Here is a 12756-nt window from a genome sequence, read left to right as displayed (position 1 = left end):
CCCGGCCAAGACGCCGGGGTGACGCCTTCGGGCCTAGAGCAGTTCTGCGGTGATCCGGTACCCCACGACGGATCATCTTCACCGGAGGCGACGGCGGCGTCTAGCGCCACCGCGGGCGTCGTCGTCGTCCTCCGCGTGTCTCGATCGAACCGATCGGGGCGGTATTCGAGAGCGCCGATGTCCTGGGGGGTGTCGGCGCGGAGCGGATCGACGGCGCGCCATGCGCCGTTCGCACGGGCGCCGCTCGTGACCGACCCCGACATCCAACACCGAGTCAGCCTTCGGTTCGCCGGAGTCTGGTCCGGGGAACCCAGGCCATGGGGGTGGCTGTCGGGTTCCCCGGATTTTCTATTTGGTCGCGTCTTCCTCGCGGCCGGTGATCGAGCCCTCGGTGAACAGGTATTCCCTGAGTTGGGCGCCGAACTCCCCGTCGTTTCGCCGGATCCATTCCAGCGCCATCGAGGCGTGCTCGATCTCCTCGCGGGCGTTGTGCAGCAGGATCTTCTTCAGCTCGGGATCGTCGCAGTCGTCGGCCCGTTGGCGGTACCAGTCCACCGCCTCCAGCTCCTCGATCAGGGAGGAGATGGCGTAGTGCATGTTGAGGGTCTGGCGAGACAGTTTCTCGCGCGGGATGTGTAGGCCTTCGCTGGACATGTGGGCGTCATCCTCCTCCACTAGGTTCGATTTGGAGCTTAGCCGGAACGCGCGGGGGATGAACGGGATGCGGATCGATCGACGTCGGGTGCTTACCCTGTTGGGTTTCGGCGCGGCGGCGACGCCCGCCATGGCGCAGGGCGCCTATTCGGGCGCTGTGGAATTCAAGCACGGGGTGGCCTCGGGCGATCCGTTGGCCGACCGGGTGATTCTGTGGACCCGGATCACGCCGGTCGATCCCGCCGCCGGCGAGATCGCCTATCGCTGGAGGCTGAACCCCATCGACCGCCGGGCGGGCGGAGCCAAGTCCGGGGAGGGCAGGACCGGACCGGGCCGCGACTGGACGGTCAAGGTCGATGTGACCGGTCTGGACGCGGGCCGCGCCTACACGTTCGAGTTCGAGGCCAATGGCGCGACCTCACCCATGGGCCGCACGCGCACCCTGCCCAGCGGACCGACCAAGGACGTGGTCCTGGCCGTGGCCTCCTGCACTCTCTACCCGAACGGCTACTTCAACGCCTATGAGGCCATAGCCAAGCTGCCGCGGGTCGACGCCGTGCTGCACCTTGGCGACTACATCTACGAGTATGGCGGACCCGGCTCCTACGGCATGAACTCCGCGGTGGCCGGGGAGCGGCCGCACGATCCGCCGCACGAGATCCTCAGCCTGGCCGACTACCGGACCCGTCACGCGCAGTACAAGTCCGACCCATTGAGCCAGGCGGCCCACGCCCGCGCGCCCTGGATCGTGGTCTGGGACGACCACGAGACGGCCAACGACAGCTTCTCCACCGGCGCCCAGAACCACAGCCCCGACAGCGAGGGCGATTGGGCCGAGCGCAAGGCGCGGGCGGTGAAGGTCTATTACGAGTGGATGCCGATCCGCGAGCCGGCCGACGGCGGCCCGGCCATCCATCGCAGCTTCCAGTTCGGCGACCTGGCCAGCCTGTTCATGCTGGAGACCCGCCTGACCGCCCGCGTGAAGCAACTCAACTACGACAGGGACCTGCCGGAGCCGGGCGGCCCGGCCGAGGTGGCCGCCTTCAAGGCCAAGCTCGCCGATCCGGCCCGGATGATGATGAGCCCGGCCCAGGAGGCCTGGCTCGGCGCCGGGCTGAAGGACTCGGTGAAGGCCGGACGCGCCTGGCAGATCCTCGGCAACGAGGTGGTGATGGGCCGGCTGATGGCCCCCAGCCTCAAGAAGGAGCTGGGCGAGGCCAAGCTGGCCGAGGTGATGGCCAAGGAGACCCCCAACGGCCGCACCCGGCTCCAGCGGCTGGAGCGGCTGGCGGGGCTCGGCCTGCCCTACGGCCTCGACATGTGGGACGGCTATCCCGCCGCCCGCGAGCGGCTCTATGGCCTGGTCAAGGACGCCGGGGCTCACGCCATCGTCGTCTCGGGCGACAGCCACGCCTTCTGGGCCAATGAATTATCCGACGACGCCGGGGTCCGCAGGGCCGTGGAATTCGGGACCACCGGAATAACCAGTCCCGGCGGCGGCGACGCCATCAAGACCTTCCCCGTCGGCGAGGTGTTCGCCGCGGCCAATCCGGAGGTGGTGTTCTGTGACCAGGCGGCCAAGGGCTTCGTCCTGCTGACCCTGACCCGCGACGAGGCCAAGGCTGAGCTGATGGCGGTCTCCACCATCCTGGCCAAGACCTACGAGACCAAGGTGCTGAAGACCTTCCGGGTGACGCGCGAGGCCAGCGGGGTCTCGGCCCTGAGCGAAACCTAGCGCCGCTCCAAGGCCAGCTTCAGCCCGAAGGCGATGAACACCCCGCCGGTCACCCGGTCCAGCCAGCGCACGACCGCGGCCTGTCTCAAGACCCGGGCGAGGGGCTGGGTGGCGGCGATCAGCAACCCCAGCCAGATCACGCCCAGCAGGACGTGGATCGCGGTGAGCAGCAGCATGAACGGGGCGGCTGAGACCCCCTGCGGCAGGAACTGGGGCAGGAACGAGACGTAGAAGACCCCCATCTTCGGATTGAGCAGGTTCGAGAGGAAGCCACGCCGCATCCAGGCGGTGTCGCCGCTCGAAGGGGCCGGCGCGGCGCCCACCTCGAACCGGTCCCGGGGCTTGAGGATCAGGCCGATCCCGAGCCAGAGCAGATAGGCCGCGCCGATCCACTTGAGGACGGTGAAGGCCAGGGTCGAGGCCGCCAGCACGGCTCCGAGCCCGAACGCCACCAGGCCGCCCCAGACGAAGCAGCCCGCCAAAATCCCGACCATCGCCAGGACGGCGCGCTTGGGCCCTTCCGCCGCCGCGGTGCGCAGGATGAGCGCGGTGTCGAGGCCAGGGGTCAGGGTCAACAGGCCCGCGGCCAGGGTGAAGGCGACCAGGGCTTCGACGACGCTCACGGACGCTCCTTCAGCTTGCCGTTCTCGACCACCCGGTAGAAGCAGGTGCGCGCGCCGGTGTGGCAGGCCCCGCCGTCGCCCTCGGGCGTGACCTTGAGCAGGATGGTGTCCTGGTCGCAGTCGATGCGGATCTCCTCGACCAGCTGGATCTGGCCGCTGGTGGCGCCCTTGTGCCAGAGCTCGTTGCGGGAGCGGCTGAAATAGTGGGCCTCGCCGGTGGCCAGGGTGCGCTCTAGGGCCTTGGCGTTCATATAGGCGAGCATCAGCACCTCGCCGGTCTCGGCGTGGACGGCGATGGCGGGGATCAGCCCGGCGGCGTCGAACCGGGGGGCGAGGACGTCGCCCTTTTCGAGGATGTCCTTGGTGCTGGCGGTGGGGAATAGGGGCTGGGTCATGCCTTGCTATAGCCCTGGTTGCGGGCGAGGGGGAGGCGAACCGTTCGAGCGCGCGAGAGAAGCATGACCGCCAGCCGTAGAACCGTGATCGTCGCCGCCGCGGCCCTGGCGCTTCCGAGCCTGGTTTCCGCCGCGCCGAAGAAGCCTAAGCCGCCCAAGCCCTGCACGGCGCGGGTCGCCTATGCGGGTCCGCCGCTGCGCGCCCAGCTGGGCGCCTGGCAATTCGACGCGGCGGCCCGGGCGGGAAGCTCGCGGCTGGCGCCGGTGACCAGCGACAAGCTCGAGGCGGCCTTCGAACAGGCGGCCGGCAAGATGCAGACCAAGGCGCTGACCGCCGCCCTGGCGACCGCCGATGGGGCGATCTGGACCCAGACCCTGGCGGGAAAGCCCGGCGAGCCCCTGCCTAGCCGCTTCTTCTGGGCCAGCGTCGGCAAGGCCTATACCGCTACGGCGATCCTGCAGATGGTGGAGGAGGGCAAGCTCAGCCTGGAGGCGACGCTGAACCGCTGGGCGCCGGAGGCGCCGAACGCCGCCTGGATCACCGTGGAGGACCTGCTGGGCCACACCGGCGGGCTCTACAGCTTCCAGAACGACCCGGTCCTGCGCGCCGAGCCGGGCTACAAGCCGCCCGAGCGGCTGCTCGCGGCGGCCAACGCCCAGCCGGCTGGTTTCTGCCCGGGCGCGGCCTGGAGCTACAGCAACACCGGCTATGTCCACCTCGGCCGGATCATCGAGGCGGTGGACGCCAGGCCCTATCACGAGGCCCTGCGCGGTCGGATCGTTGAACGGCTGGACCTGCGCGAGACCGACATCCTGGCGCCGCGCGAGGTCCTGGCGGGGATGGCCCCGCTGGCGCCGACCGGACCGTCCGGCGGGACCGATGACGACGTCACCACGCCCTATGCGGCAGGCGCGGTGGCGGCCTCGGCGGGTGACGCGGTGAAGTTCTGGCGGGCGCTGATGTCCAACAGGCTGCACGGGGCCGAGCAGACCCGGCGGCGGTTCATGCGGCTCTATCCGATGACCGGCGTCGGGCCGTCGCACTACGGCCTGGGGGTGATGGTCAGCGACCTGGCCGCCGCGGATCCGCGCGCCAGCGACACCTGGCTCGGCCATGCCGGCGGCCTGCCCGGCGCGAAGGCCGTCGTCGCCTATTCCCTGGAGAAGCAGGCCTATGTGGCCGTGGCGCTCACGGGCGAAGGCTCGCCCGAGGCCACGGCCAACCTGCTGCTGTCGACCCTTCCGAAGAAGGTCTAGCGGTTCACGAAGTCCAGGAAGCGCTGGCGCAGGGTCGCGTCGGTCTTGAACACCCCGGTGAACTGGGTGGTGATGGTGGTCACGTGGCGGTGGTGGACGCCGCGGGTGGTCATGCACTGGTGGGCCGCGTCGATCAGCACGGCGACGCCGGCGGGACGCAGGCTGTCGGTGATGGCGTCGGCGATCTGCTGGGTCATGGTCTCCTGGGTCTGGAGACGGCGGGCGAAGATCTCGACCACCTTGGCCAGCTTGGAGATGCCCACCACCCGGTTCGTCGGCATGTAGGCCACATAGGCCTTGCCCAGGAACGGGGCCATGTGGTGCTCGCAATGGCTCTCCACCTCGATCTCGCGCAGCATGACGATGTCGTCATAGCCCTGCACGTCCTCGAAGGTGCGCGACAGCTCCTTGGCCGGATCGAGGTTGTAGCCCTCGAACCATTCGCCATAGGCGTCGACCACCCGCTTGGGGGTGTCGATCACGCCTTCGCGGCGCGGGTCGTCGCCGGCCCACGCGATCAGCGTGCGCACGGCCTCCATAGCCTCTTCGCGCGTCGGGCGCTTCACGGCTTCAAGATCAAGATCGGCGCCGCCGATCAGGGTTCGGTCGCGACTAGGAGCGTCCATGTGTGAGCGGTTCTTTCCCGGGCCTGAGTTGCGCCGGGACGATGGTCCCGGAAATGACGCGTGTCACCCATAGGTCAGGACGTGAGAAGGGCCGCTATCGCCCCATGGCCTCCCGTCCGAGCGCTCTGTATATGGGGCCAAGGCCCAGTCCGGCAATCGTCACGCAGCGTCACCTTGAAAAAGAGTCCTATGACCCTCGCTCTCTACGACACCATGGCCCGCGAAAAGCGGACCTTTGTCCCCAAGGATCCGAGCCGGGTGACGATGTATGTCTGCGGGCCGACGGTCTACAACTACGCCCACATCGGCAACGCCCGGCCGGTGGTGGTGTTCGACGTGCTGTTCCGGCTGCTGCGCCGCCTCTATGGCGAGGATTCGGTGGTCTATGCGGCCAACGTCACGGACGTGGACGACAAGATCAACAAGAAGGCCGCCGAGGAAGGCGTGCCGATCGACACGATCACCGATCGCTACCTGGCGATCTATAACGAGGACATGGCGGTCCTGGGCGCCCTGCGCCCGACCGAGCAGCCGCGCGCCACCCAGACCATGGACGCCATCATCGCCATGATCGGCCGCCTGGTTCAGAACGGCGCGGCCTACGCCGCCGAAGGCCATGTCCTGTTTAACACCCAGGCCTATGCCGACTACGGCAAGCTCTCGCGCCAGCCGATGGACGACATGATCGCCGGCGCCCGGGTGGACGTGGCTCCCTACAAGCAGCACCCCGCCGACTTCGTGCTGTGGAAGCCGTCCAAGGAGAACGAACCGGTCTGGGAGAGCCCCTGGGGGCCCGGCCGTCCCGGCTGGCACATCGAGTGCTCGGCCATGATCGAGCAGAGCCTGGGCCTGCCCATCGACATCCATGGCGGCGGCATCGACCTGCTCTTCCCGCACCATGAGAACGAGATGGCCCAGGGCCTGTGCGCCGGTCACGACCACAGCGTCGGCTACGCCAACTACTGGATGCACAACGGCTTCCTGAACTTCGGCGACGAGAAGATGTCGAAGAGCCTGGGCAATGTGGTCCTGGTTCATGAGCTGGTGAAGCAGGCGCCCGGAGAGGCCCTGCGCTGGGCCCTTCTGGTCGGCCACTACCGCGCGCCGCTGGAATGGACCGGCGAGCTGATCGAACAGGCGAAGAAGGCCCTCGACCGGCTCTATGGCGCCGTCCAGGACGCCAACCGCTTCCTGGGCGACACCGCCACGGCGCCCGAGGCCAAGGGCTATGATGCGGGGGTCAATCCCGACACCGAGCGGTTCATGGCGGCGCTGAACGACGACCTGAACACGCCGGCGGCCTTCGCGGCCTTGTTCGAGCTGGCCGACCGCCTGCGTCTGGCCATCCGCGACGCGGCCGAGGGCGAGGCGCGCTACCACCGCCAGGTGCTGCTGGAGGCGGCCAACCTGATCGGCTTCCTGGCCGGCGATCCCGAGGCCTGGTTCCAGGGTGGCGTCGACGAGGGCATGAAGGATCGCATCGACGGCCTGATCGCCCAGCGCATCGAAGCCCGCGCCGCCAAGGATTGGGCCGCCGCCGACCGCATCCGCGACGAGCTTACGGCGTTGAATGTAGAGGTGATGGACGGGCCGACGGGGGCGACCTGGCGGATCAAGGAGCCGAGCTAGCGACGGCCGATATCCCATAGCCCCTAGTGACAAGCGTAGGGCGCCATTTGTTCTCGTTTTGTTCTAGACAATCTGAGGTTGCTTCGATAGCTTCAGATTGCGGCCTGGCGGCTCCGACCCAGCGGCGTGCGGAGCGCTCCGGCCAGTTTCATCAAGACGAGAAGGGATCGGTGTGGCCGGGCAGCAATTTGCGCGAAGCAATTACGACGATGAAACCACCGCAGAGTGGATGGCGCGGCGGCAGAGGATCGTCGATGAGCGCAACGGAGTGCGGCGGGCTGAGCCTGCGCAAGCAGCACGGCCTGCCGACGACCTGACTGACCTTCGTCGTGAGCAGGAGGCGTTTCGGAAAGTCGTTCACGCGGAAAGCCAAAAGGACAGTTGGATGGCGATCCCGGCGCTTGCTCCGGCGGCTGTGATCCTCGCGGCGGAAGGGGCCGGGGCCCTGGCCTTGCGGCCCCTGGTTCGCGAGGCGCGGAAAATCCCGCATCGATTTGTAGAGCGTGATCTATTTCTACGAGTCGGGGACAATTGGGCGACGCGTGCAGGGCGGCGGGCTCACGACGCGCTTGAGGATCGCTTGGCGAGCAAGCCCGGGTGGGATTATGAACCCACGCTGACCGGCGAGAGCGGACGGATGCTCAAGCCTGACGTGGGGCGCCCGCGCGCAATCCACTATCCAACAGGCGGCGCCTCATGGAGCTGAAACCGAACACGCCGAGCGGCAGGGCCGCGGCCGCCAGAGCTGCGAAGAAATATGAAACCGAGACGGGCAACAAGACGCGCTCGATCTACTATGATCCCAAGGATTTCTTGTGAGTTCGAAATCCTACCTCGGCGCGTTGGACAGCGTGCTTCGACCCGCCGGTTTCGCCCGCACCGGGCGAAACTGGATCCGGTTTCGTGACGGCTTCGAAGACTGTGTGAACTTGCAAGTCAGCTCGAGAGCGGGGACCACCGCGAACATTTCGTCCAAGGATCTGGCAACCGACGCGATATGGAAGGAGGCCGTTCCGCCTGGTTCGCCTGGATTATATTATCATACGACGGTTCGTATCGGGCAGCTCATGGATCGAACCGACCATTGGTGGCGGCGGGATCCCAACGGACCTGAAGAACTGTCGCAGGCGATCTTGACCTACGCCCTTCCGTATCTCGACAGTCGACGGTCCTTGGAAAATCAGGCCCTTGGCTTCGGGCGATATGACACAAGTGGGTTCAACGCCCGCCTTCGAATTGGCCTCGCCATCACCCTGCATAGGATGGACGAGCACGACGAAGCCTGTGCGGCGCTCGCAAATCCTCCCAAGCGCCTGCTGCCATCCTGGCTCACTCAGATCGAAGCGGTGAGGCGGCGGCTAGGCTGCGGCGACTGACATCTGCTGGCGTATGGCGTGGCTATACACGCACCTGAAACATCGAACCGATTGCGCGTGTCCGCCGGAAGGCTCTAGGAGGTGCGGAGCCTGGTTGGATTGCTCTGTGTGGTCTCGACAATCTGGCCGCCCTATATTCGAGGCGGGCGGAGAATGGGCGACCAAGGAGCAGGCCTGATGCCTGGATTGAACCAGAACAGACCCAAGACCTTCACCCCAGCCGCGGGGTTCACGTTCAATGTCACGCCCAAGGCGGCGGGACCCAGCGGCGTGCGGGTGGAGCATCGGATCGGGGTGCAGGCGCCGGCCGAGGTGATCTGGGACCTGATCTACGACCTTGAGGGCTGGGCCGACTGGAATCCGCTCTATGTGAAGGCCGAGGGCCAGGTGCGGATCGGCTCGGAGCTCACCCTGACCATGGCGCTCGAGGGCGAGCCCCTACAGGTCATCAAGCCGGTGGTCCTGGAATGGGTGCCCAACGACCAGCTCCATTGGAAGCTCAAGATGATGGGCGGGCTGGTGAACAATACCCGCTTCATCGAGATCGAGATCCTGGATGTGGCCAGCTGCATCGTTTCCAACGGCGAGCTGTTCGGCGGCCTGCTGGGTCCTCGCGTGGTCAAGCGCATCGGCCGCAAGGTCCATCACGGCTTCCAGGCCATGAACGAGGCGCTGAAGGCCCAGGCCGAGGCGCGGTGGCGCGCCCAGGGCGGGGCGCCTACATCAGCCACATGATCGACGACCTCTATTCGGCGAAATTGCTCAAGCTGGCCGCCAACCTGCCGCACGCGGGGCGCCTGGCCGCGCCCCACGCCAGCTCGGAGAAGATATCCAAGCTGTGCGGCAGCCGGGTGGTGGTCGACGTGGTGCTGGAGGGCGACGTCGTCAGCGATTTCGCCCAGGAGGTAAAGGCCTGCGCGCTGGGCCAGGCCTCGGCCTCGGTGCTGGGCGCCAACGTCATGGGCGCGAGTCTGGCGGAGCTGGAGTTGGCCCGCCAGGACTTCCGGGCTATGCTGAAGGAAGGCGGACCTCCGCCTGCAGGACGCTTTTCGGATCTCTCGATGCTCGCCCCGGTCAAGGACTATCCCGCCCGACATGCCTCGACGCTGCTGGCGTTCGAGGCCGTCGTCGACGCTGTCCGAAAGGCCACGGCCCGAACTAGCCCCGCCGGCGCGGCTTGATCGCCGACCTAGCACGGCGTAATCGCTGCGATTGAATCGCACGACCGCGAGCCGGCATGACCCTCTATGAAACCTGCGTCAGGGGCGCGCTCCGCGCCTACAAGCTGACGCTCTCGCCCCTGATCGGGCGCCAATGCCGGTTTCTTCCGACCTGTTCGGAATATGCGGCGGACGCCCTGATCGGTCACGGCCCCTGGCGCGGCTCCTGGCTCGCGGCCCGGCGGCTGTGTCGCTGTCATCCCTGGGGAGGCTCGGGCTACGACCCGGTCCCCCAACCGCGAGACAAGACCCCCAAAGGACCGGGGTCGGCCGCGCGGAACTGGATATGTGAATCATGATCGACCTGGTTTTCCCCGACGGCTCCCAACGCCAATACGACGACGGCGTCACGGGCCGTGACGTCGCCGCCTCCATCGCCAAGTCGCTGGAGAAGCGCGCCCTGCTGATCAAGCTGGACGGCGCCCTCTACGACCTCGACCGGCCCCTGCCCGCGGGCGGCGCCTTCGAGATCCTGACGCGCGAGAGCCCCGAGGCCCTGGACACCATCCGCCACGACGCCAGCCACGTGATGGCCGAGGCGGTGCAGGAACTGTTCCCCGGCACGCAGGTGACCATCGGCCCGGCCATCGAGGACGGCTTCTATTACGACTTCGCCCGCGAGACGCCGTTCAGCCTGGACGACCTGGCGACGATCGAGCAGCGCATGAAGGAGATCGTCGATCGCGACGAGAAGATCGTGCGCGAGGTCTGGGACCGCGACGAGGCCATCAAGCACTTCAAGGCGATCGGCGAGGCTTACAAGGCCGAGATCATCTCCGACCTGCCGGCCGGTGAGGAGATCAGCGTCTATCGCCAGGGCCAATGGAAGGACCTGTGCCTGGGCCCGCACCTGCCGTCCACGAAGCATGTGGGCAAAGCCTTCAAGCTGACCAAGCTGGCCGGCGCCTATTGGCGTGGCGACCACCGCAACGCCCAGCTCCAGCGGATCTACGGCACGGCCTGGGCCAGCGAGGCCGACCTGGCCGCCCACCTCCTGCGCCTGGAGGAGGCCGAGAAGCGCGACCACCGCAAGATCGGCCGCGCCATGGACCTCTTCCACCTGCAGGAAGAGGCCAAGGGGATGATCTTCTGGCACCCCAAGGGCTGGACCTTCTACCGCACGGTGGAGGCCTATATGCGCCGCCGCCTGGACGCCGACGGCTATGTGGAGGTCAAGGCGCCCCAGATCATGGACCGGAACCTCTGGGAGAAGTCCGGCCACTGGGAGAAGTTCGGCGCGGCGATGTTCACGTGTGAAACGACGGAAGGCGAGGAGCTGGCCGTTAAACCGATGAACTGTCCGGGACACGTGCAGATTTTCAACTTCGGCCAGAAATCCTATCGCGACCTGCCGCTGCGGATGGCGGAGTTCGGCGCGTGCCACCGCTACGAGCCCTCCGGGGCCCTGCACGGCATCATGCGCCTGCGCGCCTTCACCCAGGACGACGCCCACATCTTCTGCCGCGAGGAGCAGATCGAGGAGGAGACGACGAAGTTCGTCCGCCTGCTGAACTCGGTCTATGCCGACTTCGGCCTGGAACTGCACAGCGTGAAGCTGGCCCTGCGGCCCGACCTGCGCGCCGGGTCCGACGAGGTCTGGGACATCGCCGAGGAGAAGCTGGACCGCGCGGCGCGCCAGGCGATCAACATGCCGATCGAACGCTTGCCCGGCGAAGGCGCCTTCTACGGCCCGAAGCTGGAGTTCCACCTGCGCGACGCCATCGGCCGGACCTGGCAGTGCGGCACGCTGCAACTCGACTTCGTCCTGCCCGAGCGGCTGGAGGCGGAGTACATCGCCGAGGACGGTTCCAAGCAGCGGCCGGTGATGCTCCACCGAGCCATCTGCGGCTCCATGGAGCGGTTCATGGGGGTGGTGATCGAGAACTATGCGGGGTCGTTCCCGCTGTGGCTGGCGCCCACCCAGGTGGTCGTCGCCACAATTACGTCAGACGCCAATGATTATGCCTTGCAGGTCGCTCAAGAATTGAGCGCGGCGGGCCTGCGCGTCGAAACCGACCTGCGGAACGAAAAGATCAACTACAAGGTGCGTGAGCACAGCCTCGCCAAGACGCCGGTCATCGCCGTCGTCGGCCGGCGCGAGGCCGAGGAGGGCAAGGTGGCTTTGAGGCGCCTCGGATCGGACGGGCAGCAGATCCTGTCTCTGGCTGACGCGGTGAAGGTGCTTGCCTTGGACGCCGACGCGCCTGATGTTGCTCGACACGCCATGGGCCAGACCGCTGCGGCTCGCGGCGCGGTCGGGGCCAGGGAGGCTGGATGAACGGCATAGCCGCACCGATCGTCGCCTACGAGCCCTCGCCGACGCAGGACTTCCTGAAGCCCCGCCGCAAGGTGTCGGTGGTGATGGTCGTCTACATGACTGGCGAGGCCCTCGAGCAGAGCCTGCATTGCGTCCTGGCCGATCCCCTGGTCGATGAACTCGTGGTCGTCGACAACGGGTCGACCCGGATGGAGGCGGCGCGCCTGAAGGGCCTGGCCGAACGCGACGGCCGGGTTCGTCTGGTCAGCGGCCACGGCAATGTGGGTTTCGCGCGCGGGGCCAATCTGGGGGCCAACCAGGCGCACGGCGACGTGCTGGTGTTCCTCAATCCGGACGCCTTCCTGCAGCCCGGCGCCATCGCCGAACTGATCCGCGCCATCGAGGGCCGGCCGGCGCCCTGCATCGTCGGCGGCCGGGTGCTGAACGCAGACCGCACCGAGCAGCGCGGCGCCCGGCGCGGCGATATCACGCTCACCAGCGCCCTGCTCAGCCTCTCGCACCTGGCCCAGCACGTGCCGGCCTGGCGCCGCTACGAGGTGCACTGGGAGAACGAGGCCGCGCCCGACGCTGTGGCGGCGGTGCCGACCATCTCCGGCGCCTGCTTCTGCATGCGTCGTGAGGATTTCGCCGCCCTGCGGGGGTTCGACGAAGGCTATTTCCTGCACGTCGAGGACGTGGACCTGTGCTGGCGCGTGCGCGAGGCAGGGGGCGAGGTGCTCTTCCAGCCCAAGGCCGAGGTGATCCACCTGGGCCACACCAGCCACGCCAGCCCGCTGAAGGTGGAGTTCCACAAGGGCGTGGGCCTGGCCCGCTACTTCCGCAAACGCGCCGTCAGCCTCACCGACCGGGTGACCGCCTGGCTGCTGTCGCCGCTGATCGTCTGCACGGCCGTTGTGCGCCCGGTGATGTGGCGCGTCCGCGGACGGGCGGCCTAAAAATCCGCTCATCCCGGCGAAGGCCGGG

At 67.5% G+C, this 12756-nt stretch carries 15 protein-coding genes; 11 read left to right on the top strand and 4 right to left on the bottom strand.

Going from position 1 to position 12756, the window contains the following annotated elements:
- Window positions 1-348: 348 nt before the first annotated feature.
- Entirely contained in the window at window positions 349-654 is a 306-nt protein-coding gene (locus tag V6M51_RS06015; RefSeq protein WP_332765510.1) for a ferritin family protein, read from the bottom strand.
- Between the two features lie 67 nt (window positions 655-721).
- Between V6M51_RS06015 and V6M51_RS06010 the strand changes: the two genes are divergently transcribed.
- The gene (locus tag V6M51_RS06010) at window positions 722-2389 is read left to right on the top strand and encodes an alkaline phosphatase D family protein (protein ID WP_332765508.1); all 1668 of its coding nucleotides are present in this window, start codon (window positions 722-724) and stop codon (window positions 2387-2389) included.
- Here the strand turns inward: V6M51_RS06010 and V6M51_RS06005 are convergent.
- Together V6M51_RS06005 and hisI are read right to left on the bottom strand one after the other, a co-directional pair.
- The gene (locus tag V6M51_RS06005; protein ID WP_332765506.1) at window positions 2386-3012 is read right to left on the bottom strand and encodes a LysE family translocator; all 627 of its coding nucleotides are present in this window, start codon (window positions 3010-3012) and stop codon (window positions 2386-2388) included. The two genes, V6M51_RS06010 and V6M51_RS06005, sit on opposite strands and share 4 nt — an antisense overlap.
- Window positions 3009-3407, bottom strand: coding sequence for a phosphoribosyl-AMP cyclohydrolase (gene hisI, locus V6M51_RS06000; protein WP_332765504.1), 399 nt, complete (start codon window positions 3405-3407; stop codon window positions 3009-3011). Before hisI ends, V6M51_RS06005 begins: the two co-directional genes overlap by 4 nt.
- Window positions 3408-3470: 63 nt before the next feature.
- Between hisI and V6M51_RS05995 the strand changes: the two genes are divergently transcribed.
- Entirely contained in the window at window positions 3471-4664 is a 1194-nt protein-coding gene (locus V6M51_RS05995) for a serine hydrolase domain-containing protein (protein WP_332765502.1), read from the top strand.
- Here the strand turns inward: V6M51_RS05995 and folE are convergent.
- Window positions 4661-5290 carry a GTP cyclohydrolase I FolE gene (folE, locus tag V6M51_RS05990; RefSeq protein WP_305673404.1) on the bottom strand — a complete coding sequence of 210 codons (630 nt, stop codon included), beginning with the start codon at window positions 5288-5290 and terminating at the stop codon, window positions 4661-4663. The genes V6M51_RS05995 and folE overlap by 4 nt on opposite strands.
- Before the next feature lie 189 nt (window positions 5291-5479).
- Here folE and cysS point away from each other — a divergent pair, with 189 nt between their 5' ends.
- The 9 genes from cysS (at window position 5480) to V6M51_RS05945 (ending at window position 12728) form a co-directional block, all read left to right on the top strand.
- Window positions 5480-6919 (top strand): cysteine--tRNA ligase, encoded by a 1440-nt coding sequence (gene cysS / locus V6M51_RS05985; RefSeq protein ID WP_332765498.1) that lies wholly within the window; start codon window positions 5480-5482, stop codon window positions 6917-6919.
- Window positions 6920-7091: 172 nt separating this feature from the next.
- Window positions 7092-7625 carry a hypothetical protein gene (locus tag V6M51_RS05980; RefSeq protein WP_332765497.1) on the top strand — a complete coding sequence of 178 codons (534 nt, stop codon included), beginning with the start codon at window positions 7092-7094 and terminating at the stop codon, window positions 7623-7625.
- Window positions 7616-7738 (top strand): hypothetical protein, encoded by a 123-nt coding sequence (locus V6M51_RS05975; protein ID WP_332765495.1) that lies wholly within the window; start codon window positions 7616-7618, stop codon window positions 7736-7738. Before V6M51_RS05980 ends, V6M51_RS05975 begins: the two co-directional genes overlap by 10 nt.
- Entirely contained in the window at window positions 7735-8295 is a 561-nt protein-coding gene (locus tag V6M51_RS05970; protein ID WP_332765493.1) for a DUF4304 domain-containing protein, read from the top strand. Before V6M51_RS05975 ends, V6M51_RS05970 begins: the two co-directional genes overlap by 4 nt.
- A 177-nt stretch (window positions 8296-8472) precedes the next feature.
- Window positions 8473-9030, top strand: a complete 558-nt coding sequence (locus V6M51_RS05965) for an SRPBCC domain-containing protein (protein ID WP_332765491.1) — start codon at window positions 8473-8475, stop codon at window positions 9028-9030.
- The gene (locus V6M51_RS05960) at window positions 9027-9476 is read left to right on the top strand and encodes an iron-sulfur cluster assembly scaffold protein (protein WP_332765489.1); all 450 of its coding nucleotides are present in this window, start codon (window positions 9027-9029) and stop codon (window positions 9474-9476) included. The genes V6M51_RS05965 and V6M51_RS05960 overlap by 4 nt, the downstream gene beginning before the upstream one ends.
- A 56-nt stretch (window positions 9477-9532) precedes the next feature.
- A complete protein-coding gene (gene yidD, locus V6M51_RS05955; RefSeq protein ID WP_254835778.1) occupies window positions 9533-9814 on the top strand; it encodes a membrane protein insertion efficiency factor YidD in 282 nt (93 codons plus the stop codon).
- Window positions 9811-11793, top strand: a complete 1983-nt coding sequence (gene thrS, locus V6M51_RS05950; RefSeq protein ID WP_332765487.1) for a threonine--tRNA ligase — start codon at window positions 9811-9813, stop codon at window positions 11791-11793. Before yidD ends, thrS begins: the two co-directional genes overlap by 4 nt.
- Window positions 11790-12728: a glycosyltransferase family 2 protein gene (locus V6M51_RS05945; protein ID WP_332765485.1), complete on the top strand. Its 939-nt coding sequence runs from the start codon at window positions 11790-11792 to the stop codon at window positions 12726-12728. Before thrS ends, V6M51_RS05945 begins: the two co-directional genes overlap by 4 nt.
- Window positions 12729-12756 lie beyond the last annotated feature (28 nt).

The sequence above is a fragment of the Phenylobacterium sp. genome, from assembly GCF_036677185.1.
Classification (GTDB): domain Bacteria; phylum Pseudomonadota; class Alphaproteobacteria; order Caulobacterales; family Caulobacteraceae; genus Phenylobacterium.
This window is presented reverse-complemented; position numbering and strand designations above follow the sequence as displayed.